Consider the following 19,351-nt stretch of genomic DNA (forward strand, 5'->3'; position numbering starts at 1 on the left):
ATTCCTACTGGATCGTAAAGATCACATGACGGTTCCGTGATGAAAGCGTGCCGCTGTGTTGTGCATTTGCTGCACTGCGATACTTCTCCAGGTCAAACCCTCTCCCTAATCCGATGCGCTTCATCACCGCCAACCTCAACGGCGTGCGTTCCGCCGCCAGCAAGGGCTTCTTCGACTGGCTCGACAAGCAGCAGGCCGATGCCGTCGGCGTGCAGGAGCTCAAGGCGCAGGCGGATGTCGTGGAAGCCAAGTTCCGCAGCTGCGACCTGCTCAACGGCCATTTCCATTACGCCGAGAAAAAGGGCTACTCGGGCGTGGGCCTGTACACCAAGGAAGAGCCCAGCGACCTGATCACGGGCTTGGCGATGCCCGAGTTCGACTGCGAGGGCCGCTGGGTGGAGAAGCGTTTCGACAAGCCCGGCCGCAAGCTCAGCCTCATCAGCGTCTACTTTCCCAGCGGCACCAGTGGCGAGGAGCGCCAGGCGGTCAAGTACCGCTTCCTGGCGGCGCTCTACCCTCATCTGCAGGCGTTGAAGGCCGAGCGCGAGTTCATCCTCGTCGCCGACGTCAACATCGCGCACAAGGAGATCGACCTGAAGAACTGGCGCGGCAACCAGAAGAACAGCGGCTTCCTGCCCGAGGAGCGCGCCTGGTTGACCACGCTTTTCGACGACGGGGGTGTCGTCGACGTTTTCCGTACGTTGAACGACAAGGCCGAGCAATACACCTGGTGGAGCGCCCGCGGTGCGGCGCGCGCCAACAACGTCGGGTGGCGGCTGGACTACCACCTCGCCACACCCGGCATAGCGGCGCTGGCCCGGCGGGAGGCCATCTACACCGGTCAGATGTTCAGCGACCACGCACCGCTGACGGTGGACTACGACTTCAATCTCTGAGGCTGCGAAGGCTCAGGCGAATGCGAGCGGCGAGGCACGGCAGCTACACGGCGTAACCGGCCGCTACGGACTGGGGGAGCCTCCTACATGAGATGACGCTCGGCGCCGACGCCGGGCGCAAGGGTGCAGGCCTAGAGTGGACCTCAGCCGGTGGAAATGCCCGGCCCAGCCACCCGGCTCCAGGCCGGTTCCCGCTTTCAAAAGGAGTTCCCCCCATGTCCGCCCTCAAGACCGCCACCAGTGCACTGACCGCCGCCGTTCTCGTGACCAGCATCGGCCTGGCTTTCGCCCAGACCGAAGATCAAAAGCAGCCTACCGACCCGATGGCCGCTGCCACGGCTTCGCCCACCAGCGAACAGACCCCTGCCGACCCGAATGCGGCGCCGGCTGATCCGAATGCAGCGGCGCCTGCGGACAGCACCGCCGCCACGGCCGCCATGGCCGAGCAGCAGCCGCCCGCCGACGACCCGGCCAAGGTGACGCCGCCGGTCGACAGCACCGCCGCGACGCCGACCACCACGACGACTGACACGACGACCACGACCACGACGACCACGCCGAGCCCGTCGTACGACCAGCCGGCTGCGCCCGCCCCCCGCGCCGACCGCCACTGATCGTCGTCGGCTGAGCGCTGTCTCCGTCACAAACCATGCGTTTCGGAGAACGCGCTGATCTCGCCGCCGCAGCCCGGCGGCGTGACATCCTCATCGGCCTCGGCCAGGGTGGCGTCATCGCTGCCCTGGCACTGGCCGTTTTCTTCACCTTCTTTGGCGGCAGCTTCAAGCGCAAGCCCGTGGCGTCCGCCCATCGCCCGGCGGCTGTCGCCAAGGCGCCCGCCCCAACCCAGCCGCCCGCGGTCATCGACCGCCAGCTTGACTTCGGCAAGGTCCGTGCGCCGCTGGACGTGACCCGCGTGGCCGCCTGGGCCGTGCGCGAGGCCGACAACGGCAGCAGCGCCTTCGCCATCATCGACAAGCGCCGCGCCCAGGTCTACGTCTTCACCGCTGGTGGCCGCCTGCTTGGCACCAGTCCGGTGCTGCTCGGCTATGCCTCTGGCGACCTCACGGTGGCTGGCATCGGCAGCAAGAGCATCGAGCAGATCAAGCCGCAGGAGCGCACGACGCCGGCCGGCCGCTTCGTGTCGGCCCCTGGCCGCAACGCCGACGGCAAGGAGGTCGTCTGGGTGGACTACGACGCCGCCGTGTCCATGCACCGCGTGATCAACTCCAACCCCAAGGAGCGCCGCCTGGAGCGCCTGGCCACCAAGACGGCGGCCGACAACCGCATCAGCTGGGGCTGCATCAACGTTCCCGTCGATTTCTTCGAGCGCACCGTCCTGCCCAACCTGGGCCAGAGCCGTGCCGTTGTCTACGTGCTGCCGGAAAAGAAATCCCTGATGGCCTTCTTCCCAGGCGCTGCACCGCCCCAGGTGCTGGCCCAGGCCGGGTCAAGACGAGGTAACAACGCCAAACCGTGAAGTCCTTGTCTGTTGGTTACAAGACTGCTTTCCTAGACTGCCCGCCAAGGCAGGCGCGATGGTTGCGCCGCCCGGGACAAGGGGCGTCGAGTGGGCAGCAGTTGGGCAGATCGGGCCAGGGCCGTCATGTGTGGCATCGCCACAGTGTGGAGCCTTTTTGCGACGGCTTCGGCTGGTGCGCAGGTCATCTCAAGGCCGGTGGCCAGTGACGCCCGGGACGGCCGCCCTTTTGCGATCGTCGACAAGCGCCAGGCGACGCTGTCGATCTATGCCGCGGACGGTAGTCTCGTCGGCCGCGCCCCCGTGTTGCTGGGCCTGACGCCCGGTGACCAGGAGCCGCAGAGCTCGCGCGGCAAGCAGCCGGCGGCGCTCAAGGTCAACGAACGCGTGACACCGGCCGGCCGCTTCGAAGCCCAGCCGGGCGTCAACCTGAACGGCGAGCGCATTGTCTGGTTCGACTACGGAGCCAACCTTGCCATCCACCGGCTGCGTCCCGCGCCGGCCAGCCAGCGCCGCCCAGAGCGCCTGGCCTCGGCCAGGCTGGAAGACCGTCGCATCACGCTGGGCTGCGTCGTCGTCGAACCGGCCTTCTTCGACGAGGTCGTGCTGCCCACACTGGGCGCTGGCAAGAGCCTGGTCTACATCCTGCCGGAGCGTGAGCCCGTTCTCGCCGCCGCCGCGGGCGCACCGCACGCCGCTGCGCCCTGAGTTCCTCGGCATACCGCGGGCTTGAACCGACCCAGGGCAATCCCTGGGCCGCCCGTCCGCGGAAAACGCCCTGCTGGCGGGACAATTCCAGGCTTCCGCACGGGCTACCCGCCCGCCTCCTCGCGGTTTCACCTGGAACGACTGACGTGACTACCACCACCCCCGTGGCCAACCCGGCCACGGCCGGCCGAGCGGCGCCTACCCCGGCGACCATCCTCGGCCAGCCCAATCAGCTCTTCGTGCTGTTCTTTACCGAGATGTGGGAGCGCTTCTCCTACTACGGCATGCGCGGCCTGCTGGTGCTCTTCCTCGTGACCGAGGTCGCCAAGGGCGGCTGGGGCTGGAGCCGTGCCGAGGCAACGTCGCTGTATGGCTGGTACACGGGCATGGCCTATCTGCTGCCGGTGCTGGGCGGCTACCTGGCGGACCGCTACCTCGGCACGCGCCGCGCCGTCTTGTTCGGCGGCTTCGTCATCGCGGCCGGCCACATCTCGATGTTCCTGAACACGGTGCCGAGCTTCTACATCGGCCTCGGCCTCGTCGTGCTGGGCACGGGCCTGTTCAAGCCCAATGTGTCGGCCATCGTCGGCCAGCTCTACGGCCCCAAGGAAGACAACGCCCGCGACGGCGGTTACACGCTGTTCTACATGGGCGTGAATGCCGGCGCCTTCTTCGGCATCCTGCTGTGCGGCTATATCGGCGAGAAGGTGTCCTGGCACCTGGGCTTCGGCCTCGCGGGCCTGTTCATGATCCTGGGTGCGCTGCAGTTCTATTTCAGCCAGCACATCTTCGGCGACATCGGCGCGCCCCCGAAGGTCGAGGATCGCGCCAAGGCCGCTGCTGCGGCCGCGGCTGACGAAGCGCCGGCCCACGTCGTGGCCGACCGCCTGAAGGCCATCTTCGTCTTCTCCTTCTTCACGATCTTCTTCTGGTTCGCCTTCGAGCAGGCCGGTGGTTCGATGACCATCTTCGCGGCCGACTACACCGACCGCGCGCTGGTGGGCACCAGCGGCTTCATCTTCAAGGTCGTCAACTCGCTGATGACCGTGCTGCCGGCCGTGATCCTGACCTGGCTGCTGTGGAAGCTCAACCGCAGCACCGGCAGCCGCTACCTGCTGGCCAACACCATGCTGGGCCTGGCCTTCGCCGTCATCTGGGGCCTGGTGATCTGGATGCTGGCGCGCGAGTTCGCGCTGGAGCAGTCCGAGGTGCCGGCCAGCTGGTTCGGCGTGCTGAACTCCTTCTTCCTCGTCATCCTGGCGCCGATGTTCTCCAAGATGTGGGAGAGGCATTGGAACCCGGCCGGTCCGGTCAAGTTCGGCGTCGGCCTCGTGCTGCTCGGCCTGGGCTTTGCGGCCCTGTCCTACGGCTCGGCCGGTATCCCCCAGGGCGCCAAGACGGCCCAGGTCAGCATGCTCTATCTGAGCCTGGCCTATCTGCTGCACACCATGGGCGAGCTCTGCCTGTCGCCCGTGGGCCTGTCCTATATCTCCAAGCTGGCGCCCGCACGCCTGCTGGGGCTGATGTTCGGCGTCTGGTTCCTGAACACGGCCATCGCCAACAAGCTGGCCGGCGTGACGGGCTCCTACATCGACGACATCTCCAACCACTACTCGATGTCTGTCTTCTTCCTGATCTTCACCGCCATCCCCATCGGCGCTGGCGTCATCCTGATGCTGCTGACGCCGTGGATGAAGAAGAAGATGCACGGCGTCCACTAATAAATCATCTGCACGGGGTCATGAAATCCGTGCGTTACGTCAGAAAGCCGCCGGGTCCGCGCGCCCAGCGGCTTTTGACGGCTGTTTGCGCGCGAACCGCTGGGGCGCAAGGGCTCGGAGCCTGCCGACAGTTGGCCGCCACGGAGCCAGCGCGCAAACAACCTGCTGTTCACAGTTCCAGCCTGTTGACAAGGAATGTCAGCAGCCTGAATGGGCTTTAGGTTTTGGGGTAACGGCGTCGGGTCGATGTGCTTACAGTCGCCCGCTTGCATTCGGAGCCCCCCATGTCCAAGAAGAATCTGGCGCTGACCCTGTCTCCCGTCCTCATCGCCCTGCTCGCCGCCTGTGGTCAGAAGCAGGAGGGCGGCGGCCCGGGGGCTCATGGCGGCCCGCCGCCCGTGTCGGTGGCACCTGCCACCCAGCGCGAAGTGCAGGAGTTCGACGAGTTCACCGCCCGCCTGGAAGCGCCGGATACCGTCGACGTGCGTTCCCGCGTGGCTGGCACCGTCGACGCGGTGCGCTTCAAGGAAGGCCAGCTCGTCAAGAAGGGCGACCCGCTGTTCACCATCGACGCCCGCGCCTTCAAGGCCGACGTGGCGCGGGTGGAGGCGCAGATCGCCGCCGCCCGTACCCAGGCCGAGCTCGCCAAGACCGATCTGGCCCGCTCCGAGAAGCTGATCAGCATCAACGCCGTCAGCCAACAGGAGATCGACCAGCTGCGCTCGGCGTTGCGCTCGGCCGAGGCCAACCAGAAGGCGGCCGAGGCGGCCCTGGTGCAGTCCAAGCTCAATGTCGAGTACGCCAGCGTGACGGCGCCGGTCAGCGGCCGCACCTCGCGCGCCAACGTGACGCCGGGCAACCTCGTCGGCGTGGGCGACCCGGTGCTGACGACCGTCGTCTCCAGCGACAAGGTCTATGCCTATTTCGACGCCAGCGAGGCAACCTACCTGAAGTACATGCGCGCCGCCCGCGATGGCAGCCGCACCTCGTCGCGCGACGTCGCCAACCCGGTGCAGATGGGCCTGTCCAACGAGCAGGGCTATCCGCACGCCGGCAAGATGGACTTCGTCGACAACCGCCTGAACCCGGCCACCGCCTCCATCCGCGGCCGCGCCGTGTTCGACAACAAGCAGGGCCTGTTCACGCCGGGCCTGTTCGCCCGCATCAAGCTGATCGGCAGCGGCAGCTACAACGCCGTCGTCGTGCCCGACCGCGCGATCTCGACCGACCAGACCCGCAAGATCGTCCTCATCGTCGGCGCCAACAACATCGTGCAGCCCCGCCCGGTCACGCCGGGCGCGCTGATCGACGGCATGCGCGTCGTCGAGGGCGTCAAGGCCGGCGAGCTGGTCATCGTCGACGGCCTGCTGCGCGCCTTCCCCGGCGCCCCGGTCACGCCCCAGGTGCTGAAGGTCGATGCCAACGGCATGCCGATCCCCGCAGCCCCTCCAGGCGCAGCACCCGCTCCCGCCCCGGCCTCCGCCGCCTCGAAGTAATCCCAAGGCGGTAGCCCATGGACATCTCACGCTTCTTCATCGACCGGCCGCGCTTCGCGACCGTGTTGTCCCTCTTCATCTTCCTCATCGGCGCGCTGGCCATCCCGCTGCTGCCGATCTCGGAATACCCCGAGGTCGCACCGCCCCAGGTCGTCGTGCGCGCCCAGTACCCGGGCGCCAACCCGCGCGTCATCGCCGAGACGGTGGCGACGCCGCTCGAGGAGCAGATCAACGGCCTCGAGAACGTTCTCTACTTCGACAGCCAGGCCACCGGCGACGGCGGCATGACGCTGACGGTCACCTTCAAGATCGGCACCCACCCGGAAGCCGCCGAGACGGCGGTGCAGAACCGCATCAACCGCGCGCTGCCGCGCCTGCCCGACATCGTGCGCCAGATCGGCGTGACGACCGAGAAGGCCGCGTCCAACCTGACCATGGTGGTCCACCTGGTCAGCCCCGACAACTCGCGCGACGCCCTCTACCTGCGCAACTACGGCACGCTGAACGTGCGTGACGACCTGCTGCGCGTGCCCGGCATGGGCTCGGTGCTGAGCTTCGGCGCCGGCGACTACGCCATGCGCATCTGGCTGGACCCGCAGAAGCTGGCCGCCCGCAACCTGACGGCCGGCGAGGTCGTGGGTGCCATCCGCGAGCAGAACACGCAAGTGGCGGCTGGCGTGCTCGGCGCCTCGCCCTCGCCCAAGGGCACCGATTTCCAGCTGTCCATCAACGCCCAGGGCCGCCTGGCCACCGAGGAAGAGTTCGGCAACATCATCGTTCGCAGCGAGCCCAAGACGGGCGCCATGGTGCGCGTCAAGGACCTCGGCCGCGTCGAGATCAGCGCCAACACCTATGCGCTGCGCAGCCTGCTGAACAACAAGGAAGCCGCGGCCATCGCCGTCTTCCAGGCGCCCGGCTCCAACGCGCTGGCCATCTCGAACAACGTCCGCGAGACGATGGAGCGCCTCAAGCCCAGCTTCCCCAAGGGCGTGGACTACGACATCGTCTACGACCCGACGCGCTTCGTGCAGACCTCCATCGAGAAGGTCGTCAGCACGCTGTTCGAGGCCGTCGGTCTGGTGGTGCTGGTCGTCATCATCTTCCTGCAGACCTGGCGCGCTTCCATCATCCCGCTGGTGGCCGTGCCGGTGTCCATCGTCGGCACCTTTGCCGTGCTGCTGCTGCTGGGCTTCTCCATCAACACGCTGACGCTGTTCGGCCTCGTTCTAGCGATCGGCATCGTGGTGGACGACGCCATCGTGGTGGTCGAGAACGTCGAGCGCAACATCCAGGACGGCCTCACGCCGCATGCGGCGACGGTCAAGGCCATGCAGGAGGTCTCGGGTCCCATCATCGCCATCGCCCTGGTGCTGTGCGCGGTCTTCATCCCGCTGACCCTGGTGCCGGGCCTGTCGGGCCAGTTCTACAAGCAGTTCGCCGTCACCATCGCCATCTCGACGGTGATCTCGGCCTTCAACTCGCTGACGCTGTCGCCGGCCCTCGCGGCCATCCTGCTGCGCCCGCATGACGCGCCCAAGGACGCGCTGATGCGCGGCATGGACAAGGTCTTCGGCCGCTTCTTCCACTGGTTCAACTGCTTCTTCCAGCGCCGCTCGTCGGACTACGGCAAGGGCGTCACCGGCATCCTGAAGCGCAAGTCGCTGGCCCTGATCGTCTATGCGCTGCTGCTCGGCGCCACGGCCCTGCTGATGGCGCGCATCCCCAGCGGCTTCGTGCCGGCGCCGGACAAGCAATACCTGATCGGCATCGCCCAGCTGCCGGCCGGCGCCAGCCTGGACCGCACCGAGGAGGTCATCCGCCGCATGAGCGAGATCGCGCTCAAGGTGCCCGGCATCAAGGACTCGGTGGCCTTCCCCGGCCTGTCGGGCGCCGGCTTCTCGGCCGCGCCCAACGAGGGCATCGTCTTCTTCGGCCTGGAGGACTTCGACAAGCGCACCTCGCGCGACCTCAGCAAGGAGGCCATCCTCGGCAAGGTCAACGGCGCCATCCAGGAGATCCAGGGCGCGCGCATGTTCGTCGTGCCGCCGCCGCCGGTCGACGGCCTGGGCATCGCCGGCGGCTTCAAGGTGCAGGTGCAGGACCGCAGCAGCCAGGGCGAGCAGGCCTTGTACGGCGCGGTCTGGGGCACGCTGGGCCAGGTTTATGGCAACCAGAACACCAGCATCGGCACGCCGTATTCCAACTACGACATCAACGTGCCCCAGCTGTTCGCCAACGTCGACCGCGTCAAGGCCAAGCAGATGGGCGTGCCGCTGGCCTCCATCTACGACACGCTGCAGATCAACCTGGGCTCGCTCTACGTCAACGACTTCACCAAGTTCGGCAAGACCTACCAGGTCATCGTGCAGGCCGACGCGCCCTTCCGCGCCAAGGCCGAGGACATCACGCAGCTGAAGACCCGCAACGACGCCGGCGAGATGGTGCCGCTGGGTTCGCTGATGAGCGTCGAGCCGACCTTCGGCCCGACCCGCGTCACGCGCTACAACGGCTTCCCGTCGGCCGACATCAACGGCGCGCCCAAGCCCGGCTTCTCGTCGGGCCAGGCGGAGGCCGAGATCGAGCAGTTGCTGAAGACGCTGCCGCGCGGCTTCGGCTACGAGTTCACCGAGCTCAGCTACCAGGACCGCCTGACGCGCGACGTGACCGTGCCCGGGCTGAACATCAAGGTGCCGACGCTGGCCGCCGTGCTGGCCTTCTCGGTGCTGCTCGTCATCCTCGTGCTGGCGGCGCAATACGAGAGCTGGAGCCTGCCGCTGGCCATCATCCTGATCGTGCCGATGTGCATCCTGTCGGCGCTGTTCGGCGTCTGGCTGTCGCACTTTCCGCCCTTCGGGCAGGCGGGGGACCTGAACATCTTCACGCAAGTGGCTCTCGTCGTGCTGGTCGGCCTGGCGTGCAAGAACGCCATCCTGATCGTCGAGTTCGCCAAGGAGCTGGAAGAGCAGGGCAAGACCATCCGCGAGGCCGTCATCGAGGCCTGCCGACTGCGGCTGCGCCCCATCCTGATGACGTCCATCGCCTTTTGCGCCGGCGTCATCCCGCTGATCCTGGGCAGCGGCGCGGGCAGCGAGATGCGCCGTGCCATGGGCATCGCGGTGTTCGCCGGCATGCTGGGCGTGACGCTGTTCGGCATCTTCCTGACACCGGTCTTCTACAGCCTGCTGCGCGCCAGCACCCAGAAGCGTCGCGCCCGCGCCGCCACGGTGCGAGCCCAGATCGACGCTTCCGCGCATGCCTTCCATCCCGGCATCGACGATGCTGCACCCAAGAAGGAGGGCCACTGAAATGCTCGCCCGCCTGACCCCTCTCGCCGCCGCTTCCGCCGCCGTCCTGCTGGCCGGATGCGCCGCGCCCGGCCTTTCCTCCGGACCGCAGAACCTGGCGCCCGCGACCTTCGCTCAGTTGCCTGCCATCGAGGCCGGGGCCAATCCTGGCGCCGCGACCATGACCGCCGCCTTCGTCGACAGCGCCCAGCTGCAGCGCGTCGTCGACGAGGTGCTGGCCAACAACCGGGACCTGCGTGCCGCCGCCGCGCGGCTGAAGCAGGCCGAAGCCTTTGCGACGGCCGCCGGTGCCCAGCGCTTCCCGACCGTGGGCCTGGGTGCCAGCGCCAGCCGCCAGCGCGCGCCCAACGAGCAGGGCGTGTTCAACAACTTCACCAGTTACGGCGTCAATGCGACGGCGGGCTGGGAGGTGGACCTGTGGGGCCGCGCCGCATCCAACGCCCGGGCCGCCAGCTATGACGCCGAAGGCGCAGCGCTCGATCGTGACGCCGCCCAGCTCAGCCTGGCCGGTACGGCGCTGAACCTGCAGACCCAGCTCATCGGCCTCGGCCACCGCCTGAATCTGGCCAAGGAGACCCTGGTCGTGCAGAACCAGCTGCTCGATCTGGTGAAGGCCCGCGTCGGCGCCGGCCGCGGCACCGCGCTGGACCAGGCCCGCGCTGAAGCCTTGGTGGCGCAGACCTCGGCCAGCGTCCCGGCGCTGCGCAACGCGGCCTGCCTCACGCGGCTGCAGCTCGACGTGCTGCGCGGCCAGCCGCCAGCCGACTGCGACAAGGCCGACAGCGACCCCCTGCCTGCCATGCCCGAACCCCGCCTCATCAGCTTGGGGCAGCTGCCTGACCCCGCCGGCCTGTTGGCCCAACGCCCTGACGTGAAGGCCGCCGCCGTGCGCGCCCAGGCTGCCGCGTCACGCGCTCATGTCGCCTGGGCCGCGCGCTGGCCCAGCCTGGGCCTGACCGGCCAGATCGGCTGGAGCGCCGGCAGCGCCGGTGACCTGTTCAAGAGCGGTACGCAGATCCACAGCCTGGCCGCGGCGCTGAACTGGAATTTTCTCGACTTCGGCGCTCGCAAGGCCGAGGAGAGCGCGGCCCGCGCTGGCTACGAGGCTGCTGTCGCCGGTGCCGAGCAGGCCCAGCTGACGGCCCTGCAGGACGCCCAGGGCAGCCTGTCGACGCTGCGCGAGACGGAGCTTCAGGCCGCGGCCCAGGCCACCGCCGCCGACGCGACGCGGCGTGCCCGCGAGCTGGCCTTGAAGCGCTACGAGGCCGGCGTGACCGACTTCTACGCGCTGCTCAGCGTCGAGCAGGAGCGCCTCGCGGCGGCAGATGCGCTGATCCAGGTGCAGACTCAGCGCGCCGCTGCCCTGCTGGGCGTGCACAAGGCGTTCGCGGCCCGCTTGACGGTGGCGCAGTGATCCGGGGCCGGCATCGCCGGCCCCACTTCCATCAAGCCGCGACTGCCGCCGGCCCGCCCGAGTTCTTGCGCCAGCGCCACCACAACAGGCCCAGGCCGGCGAGGAACATGACTGCGCCGATCCAGCGGGTTTCGCTGGTGTTGTCCTGCATGTCGGCCAAGCGCACGACGCTGGGTTCATTGGGCAGGTAGCGCACCTTGACCATGGGGTCGGCCTTGCCGTCCTTCATGGCCTGGCCCTGTTGTTGAGGCAGGCCGATCTCGGCGTTGACCAGGTTGCCGGCCTCCGTCTTGAAGACGATGTGGCCGCGGAAACCGCTCTCCGAGCCGCTGCGCTTCTTGCGCCACTCGATGCTTTCCACGGTGGCGGTGGTCTCGCGGCCATTGGCCTGCAGGCGCTTGATGTCGCGCGAGTCGTTTGCGCCGCTGAACATCACATAAGGCCCACCGATCAGCAGCGCCAGCACGAAGACCCAGGACCTCAAACTTTCCAGCATCACTTACTCCCTCAGGCGCCCTCGGGCGGCCCGGGCGCGGTTCTTTTTTAAACGAGGCAGCCGCCCCTGCGGCCGCTATTGTTTCCGCGCCGGCCGCGCGATCGCCTCAGGGTCTCCCTGAAGTGACGGGTTCAGGAGGCCGCGACCATGCGTGCGGCCAGCTCCAGGATGCTGCGACGGTAAGCGTCGGCCAGTGCATCGGCGTTCGCCGCGCACGGGACGGTCAGCTCGGCGGCGCCGGCGGCAGGCAGGGCGGTATTGATCGGCGCGTGCAGCGGTGCCCAGCGCCAGCGCGCGCGCAGCGTCAGCTGCAGGCCACCGCCATCCTGGCGAGCCAGCCATTCATCCACCTGCACGACCAGGCGCAGCGACTCCGCGCCGTTGTCGGGCTGCGACTTGGCGCCCAACGTGACCGGGTAGGGCTGGCGCAGCCGCCCCAGGTCCTCGGCCAGCACGCGCGGCAGCGCGTCACGCAGCGGCTCGGCCCAGCGCGCCTCGGGCCAGGGCCTCAGGCCCGCGCTGCCCTCGGCAACCAGGATCTCGTCGCGGTCCAGCAGTTCGGGCAGCGCGATCTGCGGGCTCAGCACCCAGGCGCGGCCGTCCTGGCCGGGCTTGGCACTGGCCGGCAGGGGCGGCGTGCTGGTCAGGCCATAGAGGCGGCGCGGCGGCGCGTCGCGCGTGGCGCATCCGGCCAGGGTGGCCGCGGCCAGCAGGCCCAGGACCAGGTCTCGGCGGTGCAGGGCGATCGGCTTCATCGTGCGGGCTCCGGTGCGGGCGTGGTGTCGGGCTTGCGGCCGCGCAGCAGCGCCTCGGGTTGCGCGTCCAGCGTGTTGGCGAGCTGGCGCAAGGCCCGCGCCGCTTGCGACAAGTCGCGCATCGTGCGCTCGGTCTGCTGCAGCAAGGGGCCATCGCTGCTCGCGGCCTCCTGCAGCGAGGCGCTGGCGCGGCTCAGCTCTGCGAGGGCCCGTTGCAGGTCCCGCATGACCGGGCCGTTCGGGTCGAGCACGGCACTGGCCTTGTCGGCGCCGACGCCCACCTTGTCAGCCGCGCCGGACACCTTGTCGCCAGCTCTATCCACGCTGGCCATGGCGCGTTCGGCGCTGCGCGTCAGCGGCGCGGCGCGCTGTTCCAGCTGCGCGGCCAGCTTGCGCGCGTGGCCCGCGGTGGCCGCGAAGTCCTTCAGGCCCTGCTTCAGCTCGGGCGCTGCGATCAGCGAGCGAGCAGAATTTGCGATCTGGCTCAGGTCATCGAGGATCTTGCGCAGGTCCACGCTCTCGAGCTGGTTCTTCAGCGCCTGGAAGGCGGTCGCGACGGTCGGGATCTCCGTCATGTCGCCGCGAAAGCCCCCGCGCAGCGTGCCGCGCTGCTTGGTGCGGATGTCCAGGTCGATGTAGAGCTGGCCGGTCAGCAGGCTTTGCGTGCCGAGTTGGGCGCTCAGGCCGCGCTTGATGAGGGCAGGCAAGGCGTGGCCGATGTCGTCGCTGTCGTTGCGGCCGTTCAGGCCGCGCACGGCGTCGGCATCCAGCTGGGCAACGACGGGGATGGCGAAGCTGTCGGTTTCCCTGTCGTAGTGCACGCTGATGTCGGTCACGTCGCCAATGCGCACGCCACGGAATACCACCGGCGCGCCCTTCTGCAGCCCGAACACCGAGCCGGAGAAGAACATCACGACGCGTTGCGGCTGCTTGAACCAGTGCTGGCCCGGCAGCACGACGAGGGCCACGGCGAGCAGGGCCAGCGCACCGACGACGAAGGCGCCGATGGCCAGGGGGCTGGCGCGGCGGCGCTTCACGCGGCTTCCTTCTGCGGTTCGTACTGGCCACGGGTCAGGAACTCGCGCACCGGCTCGGGCCCTTGATCTCGCAGCTCTGCCGGCGGTCCGAGCGCCGTGGCCGTGTGCGCTTCGACGTCGAGAAAGAGCACGCGGTCAGCCACGGCAAACAGGCTCTCCAGCTCATGCGTGACGAGCACGATGGCCGAGCCGACATCGTTTTTCAGCTGCTTGATGAGGTCGTCCAGCCGCGCCGAGGTCAGCGGGTCCAGGCCGGCCGAGGGCTCGTCCAGGCACAGCAGCGGCGGGTCCAGCATCAGGGCGCGGGCGATGGCCGCGCGCTTTCGCATGCCACCCGACAGCGCGGCCGGTTCGGCGTCGAAGGTGGCGGGGTCGTTCAAACCTGCCAGGGCGAGCTTGAAGCGGGCCTGGCGCTCGCGCTCGGCCTCGTCCAGCTCGGTGTACAGCTCCAGCGGCAGCATCATGTTTTCGCCGACGGTCATGCTGCTCCACAGCGCGCCGGCCTGGAAGGCCACGCCGATCTCGCGCCGCGGCGGATCGTCGCCGTGCACATCGCGTTCCTTGCCGCCGGCCGTCCACAGCACGCGGCCGGTCTGCGGCGTCTGCAGCCCGATCATGTGGCGCAGCAGTGTGCTCTTGCCGCAGCCGCTGGCGCCGACGATGGCGAGCACCTCACCCGCCTTGACCTCGAAGTTCAGGCCATGCTGCAACTCCTTGCCGCCGGCGTGCAGGCTGAGGTTCTCGACACGCATCAGGACCTCGCCCTTGTCCATCAGATGTCTAGCCTTTGGAAGATGACGGTCAGCGCCGAGGCAGCCACCACCATCCAGACGATGGCCTGCACGACCGCCGCCGTCGTCGCCTCGCCCACTGCCTGGGCGCTGCGACCGGCATTCAGCCCCTGGCGGCAGCCGGCCAGTGCCACCAGCACCGCATACACACTGCCCTTGAGCAGGCCGACGAAGAGGTCCCAGCCCTCCAGCGCCTCGCGCGTCGTCGCCAGGTAGGCCGCGGCCGGCACGTCGTAGAGCACGACGGCCACGCCGCAGCCCACGGCCAGGCCAGCGGCGCCAGCGCACAGCGTCAGCAGTGGGCCGGTCACCAGCAGGGCCAGCATGCGCGGCAGCACCAGGTGCTCGACCGGGTCCACGCCCAGCGTCGTCAGCGCGTCGATCTCCTCGCCGGCGCGCATGCTGCCGATCTGGGCCGCGAAGGCCGCACCCACGCGGCCGGCCAGCACGATGCCGACGACGAGGGCCGCGATCTCGCGCACGACGCCGACGGTGACGAGATTGGCGATGTAGCTCTGCGCGCCGAAGCGCTTCAGCTGCTCGGCGCCCATGTAGGCCACGATCAGCCCCACCAGCGAACTGACCAGCAGCACGATGGGCAGGCTGCGCGGGCCGGTCTGCTCGATCTGCCACAGCCAGTCGCTCATGCGCATAGCGCTCTTGCCCCGCGCCAGCCGGCCGACGGCGCCCAGCATGTCGCCGACGAAGACCAGGGTCTTGCGCCATTCGGGCTCGGCCTGAGGCTCATCATCGGCGGCTGGTTTCTTCTTCTGCGCGGCCTCGGTCTTGGGCAGGCTGAGCGACAGCAGCGGCTGCAGGCCACGCGGCAGGCCAGCCAGGTCCAGTTGCACGCCGCCTCGCGCCAGCGGCGCCAGCAGCTGCCACAGCGCGCCGGCCAGTGGCGGTTGCCAGTGCGACAGCGCCGAGCTGTCAAAGCCTAGCCGCGTGCCCGCCGCCACCGGCAACTCGGCGGGCGGTTTTGGCAGCGCCACATCGGCGCCGTCGCCCGCCAGCACCAGGCGCCACTGCGGGCCTTCGCCTTCCCAATGCGCCTTGCCCTCGCCGGTGCTTGCGGTGTCGGCGGGCGGAGGCAGTGAGGCAGCAGGGGTGGAGGACATGACGACCCATGCTCTGCCGCGCCGTCTTGCCAGAGGCCCGGACGCCGACTGCGCGCTTTGTAGGACGGCGCGCCGCCGCGACCGCCCTGTCGGCCTGCGCCGACAGGGCGAAGGCGGCCTGGATGACCGCGACCGCTGCGCTCGTCGCCGAAAGTTGTTCAACTGATCTTCTTCCGGAGCCCGCGATGAAATCCACCTCCAAAAGCCCGACCCAGGGCGACGGTCTGCAGGGCGAAGGCAATTACGACGCCGCGCGCCGCCACCGCGAGTCCGCCGAGAAGTTCGTGAAAAGCGGCGGTGTGGAACCAGCCGCCCGCGAGGCCGCGCCGCGCAGCATCGACGAGGCCCGCGAGATGCGCGATGCCGAGCAGGCTGGCAAGAGCCACGCCAGGCGATGAGCAAGACCATCAACCCCGACGCCGCCCGCCCCGAGGGCAAGCCGTCGCTGCCGCACGAGCGTGACCAGCAGAACTCGGCGACCAACGCCAAGCCCGACCCTCAGGTGGATCGTGCGGCGCGCGATCTGAAGCAGGGTCAGGTTGACACTGACCTGCGCGCTACGCCGGGGCTGGATGCCGATCGCCGCGGCGGCATGGTGAAGGGTGGCGAGCACGGCGCGGCCGACAGCAAACCACGGCCCAACCGCTGACGGTCCTGGGACGAATGGCGCCCTGGCCGGGGCGAAGCGCCGAGGCGCAGCCCCTGCCCGGGCTAACCTCGCGGCATGACCATCCTGCCGCGCCGCTGGCGCCTGCCTTATGTCGCCGTGCTGGCCATCATCGGCCTGCTGCTGAGCATCTCCGCGCTGCAGACCTACCGCCTTTCGGGCGGCACCCACCCCTGGGAGCCGTTCCTGTGGGAGTTCAGCTCGGTCAGCGTCATCGGCCTGCTGGCCCTGGGTGTGCATGCCTTGCTGGGCCAACTGCGGGGCCGGTCCTGGCAGCGCCAGCTGGCGGCGCATGCGGCCGCGATGCCGCTGTTCAGCCTGCTGCACATCGCCGGCATGTTCGGCCTGCGTTTTGCGGTCTACGGCCTGGCCGGCGTGGGCTACCACCCCGACGATCTGGCCACGGTGCTTGTCTTTGAGGGTGGCAAGGACGCCGTCAGCTATCTCAGCTTCTGCCTGATCTCGCGCGGGGTCTGGATGGCCCAGGCGGCGGCCCTGCGCGCGCAGGAGCTGGACCGGGCCCGCCGCGAGCTGGCCGAGGTGCGCCTGGCCCGCCTGGCCGATCAGGTGCAGCCGCACTTCCTGTTCAATACGCTCAACCTCATCAGCTCGGTGATGTACGAGGACGTGCCGCGCGCCGACAAGCTGCTGTGCCAGCTCGCCGACCTGCTGCGCCAGACGCTGGCAGCCCAACAGCGCGCCGAGCACACGGTGGGCGAGGAGCTGGCGCTGGTGCAGCCCTTCCTCGCGCTGATGCAGGCCCGCTTCGGGCCGGAGCGGCTGGTCGTGCATATCGAGACCGACGAGGCGGCGAGCGCCTGCCGGCTGCCTGCTCTGCTGTTGTTGGCGCCGGTGGAGAACGCCGTCAAGCATGACGTGGCGCGGCATCGCGGCCGCGTCACGGTCAGCGTCGTCGCGAAGCGCGTCGGCGAGCGGCTGCATCTGAAGGTCAGCAACCATGGCGACACCCCTGTGCCCGATTCGCCGCCTGACCCTGATGGCGGCCTGGGGCTGCGCAATCTGCGGGAGCGGCTGGAAGCCCGCTATGCCGATGCTGCCAGCGTCAATTTCGGGCCCGACGGTGGCGGCATGTGCTTGACGTTGGAGCTGCCATGCGCGCGCTGATCGTCGACGACGAGCCCGCCGCGCGCGCCAAGCTGCGCCGCCTGCTGGCGGCCGAGACGGACGTGGCCGAGCTGATGGAGGCGCCCGACGCGCCGTCGGCCCTGGCCCTCGTGCGCTCGCTCGCCACGCCGCCCGACCTGGCGCTGCTCGACATCGAGATGCCCGGCGGCAACGGCGTGCAGCTGGCCGCCGCGCTGCGCGAGGCCGGTGTGCGCTGCATCATCTTCTCGACGGCGCACGCCGAGCACGCGCTGCAGGCCTTCGAGCTGGCGGCGCTGGACTATCTGCTCAAGCCCTACACGGCCGAGCGGCTGGCAGCGGCGCTGGCGCGCGTGCGCGAGTCGCTGGCGCGCCCCGCGGCGCCAGTGGGCGAGTGGTGGGTTGAAGGCGAGCGCATTGCGCTGGCCGAAGTGCAATGGATCTCGGCAGCCGACAACTACATCGAGCTGCACCTGCCCCCGCGCAGCCTGCTGGAGCGCGCCACGCTGGCCGATGCGCTGGGCCGCCCCGGCTGGGCCGCGCGCTTTGTACGCGTGCACCGCAGCCACGCGGTGAATCCGGTGCATGTGCGGCGCATCGAGCGCCTGTCCAGTGGCGAGGCCGTGCTGACGTTGAGTTGCGGCGGAACGCTGCGCGTGTCACGCGGCTACCGCGGGGTTCTGGACGCGATCGCCGGCTGACGGTCGATACGTGTGCTAACGAAGCAAGCCGCTGACCGGGTTAGCATCGTCGCCCAATCAAAAGGCCACAGGCCGGGGGGCGCGATGGGCAGGCGTGTGCGGTGGGCGTTGATGGCCTCTTGCCTGGTGCTGGCCGCCTGTGGCGGTGGCGGTGGCGGGGGGTCGAGCACGCCGGGCGACACGACCACGCCGGTGACCCCGTCCAACGACATCGGCGCCCACATGTCGATGTCCAGCGTGACCGTGGAGCGCGACCTTTACCGGCGCAACCAGGTCGAGAAGGTCGAGCTCGCGCTGCTGGTGGACCGTCCGCCCGCCGAGGGCTACTACTACCGCGTGACCTACACAAAAAAGGCCCTGAACTTCATTGGCGAATCACCGCGCACCGACTCGGGGCTGGATCTGCAGGTCGGGCTGTCGTCTCCCGGCGTGCTCGGTTTGGGCAGCTATGACGACACGATCACCGTCGAGGTCTGCATCGACTCGAAATGCGCCTCGCCCGCGCGCGGCAGCCCCTTCGTCGTGCCGGTCAAGCTCAAGGTGGGCTACTTCGCCGAGCCCGAGGCCGGCCAACCGCCGCAGGTGCTGGCTGACGCCGTCACGCTGCCGCATGACGTCGTTGCCGCTGCCTACAGCGCGAGCCTGGATGCCGTCGTGTCGGTGTCCAAGGCGCCGGCCGCCGCGCTGAACCTGCGCTCGCTCGCCGATGGGCAGACGCGCAGCGTCGCGCTGGCCTCGGTGCCGACCTCGGTGGCGCTGTCGCCCGACGGCCGGCGCGCGGCAGTGGGACATGACGGCGCCGTTTCATTCGTCGACCTCGTGCCGGCCACGCCGGGCGCGGCGATGGCGGTCAGCCGGTTTGCGGTCAGCATGCCGGTCGGCGCCGTCGTGCTGGACGGCCAGGGCCGCATCTACGCCTTCGGCTCGGCGCCGACCTGGGCCTACCTGCACTGGGTGGACACGGCCAACGGCATCGACAAGACCGCCACGGCCAACATCTACAGCCCGGTGCGGCCGGTACTGCACGCCGCCGGTGACCGCATCTATTTCTCGACCCGGGACGTGTCGCCCAATGACATCTACAACGTCACGCTGGAAGCCACCGGCCCGCGCGATGCCGTCGATTCGCCCTATCACGGCGACTATGAAATCTGCGGCCAGGTGTGGACCTCGGCGACCACCTCGCGGCTGTACACCGCCTGCGGCAAGGTCTTCACGGCGTCCAGCGATCCGAGCCTGGACATGCGCTATGCCGGCTCCTTCGCGATGTCGGCGGCAACGTCCACGGCCAGCTTCGGCTATGCGGCGCTGTCCATCAGCGACAGCCTCGTGAGCAACCAGCTGGTGGTGCTGGAGCAGGACAAGTTCAATTGCGATCCTCGCCTGGACATGCTCTACGCCTGCTTCACACGGGTCGGCACCTTCAACGCGACCGACATGGCGTTGCAGGCACGTGCCTCGCTGGCGCCCGTCACCGTGGGCGCGGACCGCTTCGCGCAGGTCGGCCGCTATGTTTTCCATCGTGCCAACGGCAAGGCGGTGCTGCTGACCGAGCTGCGCGGCGCGCCCGACGCGGCGGCCAGCATCCGGCTCAGCAGCCTGCCCTGAGAGGCTGAGAGCCGTTGGCCCCTGGGGCGGCGCCACTCGCCCCAGCGCGCTGGCTCG

18 protein-coding genes are annotated in these 19,351 nt (G+C 69.1%); 13 read left to right on the forward strand and 5 right to left on the reverse strand.

The genetic code is table 11. The annotated features are described in order from the left end of the window. Window positions 1-113: 113 nt before the first annotated feature. From ACXJLH_RS19430 to ACXJLH_RS19465, 8 genes are all read left to right on the forward strand, one after another. The gene (locus ACXJLH_RS19430) at window positions 114-896 is read left to right on the forward strand and encodes an exodeoxyribonuclease III (RefSeq protein ID WP_056191496.1); all 783 of its coding nucleotides are present in this window, start codon (window positions 114-116) and stop codon (window positions 894-896) included. A gap of 215 nt (window positions 897-1,111) precedes the next feature. Beyond that, window positions 1,112-1,510, forward strand: coding sequence for a hypothetical protein (locus tag ACXJLH_RS19435; RefSeq protein WP_056191498.1), 399 nt, complete (start codon window positions 1,112-1,114; stop codon window positions 1,508-1,510). 35 nt (window positions 1,511-1,545) lie between these two features. Next, window positions 1,546-2,373, forward strand: coding sequence for a hypothetical protein (locus ACXJLH_RS19440; protein WP_056191499.1), 828 nt, complete (start codon window positions 1,546-1,548; stop codon window positions 2,371-2,373). 126 nt (window positions 2,374-2,499) lie between these two features. Then, a complete protein-coding gene (locus ACXJLH_RS19445) occupies window positions 2,500-3,081 on the forward strand; it encodes a L,D-transpeptidase (protein WP_457445791.1) in 582 nt (193 codons plus the stop codon). A 146-nt stretch (window positions 3,082-3,227) separates the two neighbouring features. After that, window positions 3,228-4,802 carry a peptide MFS transporter gene (locus tag ACXJLH_RS19450; RefSeq protein WP_457388921.1) on the forward strand — a complete coding sequence of 525 codons (1,575 nt, stop codon included), beginning with the start codon at window positions 3,228-3,230 and terminating at the stop codon, window positions 4,800-4,802. Between the two features lie 284 nt (window positions 4,803-5,086). After that, window positions 5,087-6,298, forward strand: a complete 1,212-nt coding sequence (locus ACXJLH_RS19455) for an efflux RND transporter periplasmic adaptor subunit (RefSeq protein ID WP_457445792.1) — start codon at window positions 5,087-5,089, stop codon at window positions 6,296-6,298. 17 nt (window positions 6,299-6,315) lie between these two features. Continuing rightward, on the forward strand, window positions 6,316-9,603 hold the full coding sequence (locus ACXJLH_RS19460; RefSeq protein ID WP_457445793.1) for an efflux RND transporter permease subunit: 3,288 nt from the start codon (window positions 6,316-6,318) through the stop codon (window positions 9,601-9,603). A 1-nt stretch (window position 9,604) separates the two neighbouring features. Further along, a complete protein-coding gene (locus ACXJLH_RS19465; protein WP_457445794.1) occupies window positions 9,605-11,017 on the forward strand; it encodes an efflux transporter outer membrane subunit in 1,413 nt (470 codons plus the stop codon). Window positions 11,018-11,048: 31 nt separating this feature from the next. Here the strand turns inward: ACXJLH_RS19465 and ACXJLH_RS19470 are convergent, their stop codons facing one another. The 5 genes from ACXJLH_RS19470 to ACXJLH_RS19490 form a co-directional block, all read right to left on the reverse strand. Beyond that, complete coding sequence (locus ACXJLH_RS19470; RefSeq protein WP_457388929.1) at window positions 11,049-11,513, reverse strand: DUF3592 domain-containing protein; 465 nt, start codon at window positions 11,511-11,513, stop codon at window positions 11,049-11,051. Window positions 11,514-11,644: 131 nt separating this feature from the next. Next, the gene (locus tag ACXJLH_RS19475) at window positions 11,645-12,268 is read right to left on the reverse strand and encodes a PqiC family protein (RefSeq protein ID WP_056191514.1); all 624 of its coding nucleotides are present in this window, start codon (window positions 12,266-12,268) and stop codon (window positions 11,645-11,647) included. Further along, a complete protein-coding gene (locus ACXJLH_RS19480; RefSeq protein ID WP_457445795.1) occupies window positions 12,265-13,305 on the reverse strand; it encodes an MlaD family protein in 1,041 nt (346 codons plus the stop codon). Before ACXJLH_RS19480 ends, ACXJLH_RS19475 begins: the two co-directional genes overlap by 4 nt. After that, the gene (locus ACXJLH_RS19485) at window positions 13,302-14,078 is read right to left on the reverse strand and encodes an ABC transporter ATP-binding protein (protein WP_457388933.1); all 777 of its coding nucleotides are present in this window, start codon (window positions 14,076-14,078) and stop codon (window positions 13,302-13,304) included. Before ACXJLH_RS19485 ends, ACXJLH_RS19480 begins: the two co-directional genes overlap by 4 nt. After that, the gene (locus tag ACXJLH_RS19490; RefSeq protein ID WP_457445796.1) at window positions 14,078-15,214 is read right to left on the reverse strand and encodes an MlaE family ABC transporter permease; all 1,137 of its coding nucleotides are present in this window, start codon (window positions 15,212-15,214) and stop codon (window positions 14,078-14,080) included. Before ACXJLH_RS19490 ends, ACXJLH_RS19485 begins: the two co-directional genes overlap by 1 nt. A gap of 185 nt (window positions 15,215-15,399) precedes the next feature. Between ACXJLH_RS19490 and ACXJLH_RS19495 the strand changes: the two genes are divergently transcribed. The 5 genes from ACXJLH_RS19495 to ACXJLH_RS19515 all read left to right on the forward strand — a co-directional run bounded on the left by ACXJLH_RS19495 (window position 15,400) and on the right by ACXJLH_RS19515 (window position 19,294). Next, entirely contained in the window at window positions 15,400-15,612 is a 213-nt protein-coding gene (locus tag ACXJLH_RS19495) for a hypothetical protein (protein ID WP_056191523.1), read from the forward strand. Continuing rightward, window positions 15,609-15,863, forward strand: coding sequence for a hypothetical protein (locus tag ACXJLH_RS19500; RefSeq protein ID WP_056191525.1), 255 nt, complete (start codon window positions 15,609-15,611; stop codon window positions 15,861-15,863). Before ACXJLH_RS19495 ends, ACXJLH_RS19500 begins: the two co-directional genes overlap by 4 nt. Window positions 15,864-15,938: 75 nt before the next feature. Then, window positions 15,939-17,006, forward strand: a complete 1,068-nt coding sequence (locus ACXJLH_RS19505) for a sensor histidine kinase (RefSeq protein WP_457445797.1) — start codon at window positions 15,939-15,941, stop codon at window positions 17,004-17,006. Then, window positions 16,994-17,686 (forward strand): LytR/AlgR family response regulator transcription factor, encoded by a 693-nt coding sequence (locus ACXJLH_RS19510; RefSeq protein ID WP_457354800.1) that lies wholly within the window; start codon window positions 16,994-16,996, stop codon window positions 17,684-17,686. The genes ACXJLH_RS19505 and ACXJLH_RS19510 overlap by 13 nt, the downstream gene beginning before the upstream one ends. 111 nt (window positions 17,687-17,797) lie before the next feature. Next, window positions 17,798-19,294, forward strand: a complete 1,497-nt coding sequence (locus ACXJLH_RS19515; protein WP_457445798.1) for a hypothetical protein — start codon at window positions 17,798-17,800, stop codon at window positions 19,292-19,294. Window positions 19,295-19,351: the final 57 nt, after the last annotated feature.

This window comes from Roseateles sp. P5_E4 (genome assembly GCF_054049255.1).

Coding starts and splice junctions, on each gene's coding strand:
- ACXJLH_RS19430 (WP_056191496.1), top strand. CDS start 114: ATGCGCTTCATCACCGCCAACCTCAACGGCGTGCGTTCCGCCGCCAGC.
- ACXJLH_RS19435 (WP_056191498.1), top strand. CDS start 1,112: ATGTCCGCCCTCAAGACCGCCACCAGTGCACTGACCGCCGCCGTTCTC.
- ACXJLH_RS19440 (WP_056191499.1), top strand. CDS start 1,546: ATGCGTTTCGGAGAACGCGCTGATCTCGCCGCCGCAGCCCGGCGGCGT.
- ACXJLH_RS19445 (WP_457445791.1), top strand. CDS start 2,500: ATGTGTGGCATCGCCACAGTGTGGAGCCTTTTTGCGACGGCTTCGGCT.
- ACXJLH_RS19455 (WP_457445792.1), top strand. CDS start 5,087: ATGTCCAAGAAGAATCTGGCGCTGACCCTGTCTCCCGTCCTCATCGCC.
- ACXJLH_RS19460 (WP_457445793.1), top strand. CDS start 6,316: ATGGACATCTCACGCTTCTTCATCGACCGGCCGCGCTTCGCGACCGTG.
- ACXJLH_RS19465 (WP_457445794.1), top strand. CDS start 9,605: ATGCTCGCCCGCCTGACCCCTCTCGCCGCCGCTTCCGCCGCCGTCCTG.
- ACXJLH_RS19470 (WP_457388929.1), bottom strand. CDS start 11,513: ATGCTGGAAAGTTTGAGGTCCTGGGTCTTCGTGCTGGCGCTGCTGATC.
- ACXJLH_RS19475 (WP_056191514.1), bottom strand. CDS start 12,268: ATGAAGCCGATCGCCCTGCACCGCCGAGACCTGGTCCTGGGCCTGCTG.
- ACXJLH_RS19485 (WP_457388933.1), bottom strand. CDS start 14,078: ATGGACAAGGGCGAGGTCCTGATGCGTGTCGAGAACCTCAGCCTGCAC.
- ACXJLH_RS19490 (WP_457445796.1), bottom strand. CDS start 15,214: ATGTCCTCCACCCCTGCTGCCTCACTGCCTCCGCCCGCCGACACCGCA.
- ACXJLH_RS19495 (WP_056191523.1), top strand. CDS start 15,400: ATGAAATCCACCTCCAAAAGCCCGACCCAGGGCGACGGTCTGCAGGGC.
- ACXJLH_RS19500 (WP_056191525.1), top strand. CDS start 15,609: ATGAGCAAGACCATCAACCCCGACGCCGCCCGCCCCGAGGGCAAGCCG.
- ACXJLH_RS19505 (WP_457445797.1), top strand. CDS start 15,939: ATGACCATCCTGCCGCGCCGCTGGCGCCTGCCTTATGTCGCCGTGCTG.
- ACXJLH_RS19510 (WP_457354800.1), top strand. CDS start 16,994: ATGCGCGCGCTGATCGTCGACGACGAGCCCGCCGCGCGCGCCAAGCTG.
- ACXJLH_RS19515 (WP_457445798.1), top strand. CDS start 17,798: ATGGCCTCTTGCCTGGTGCTGGCCGCCTGTGGCGGTGGCGGTGGCGGG.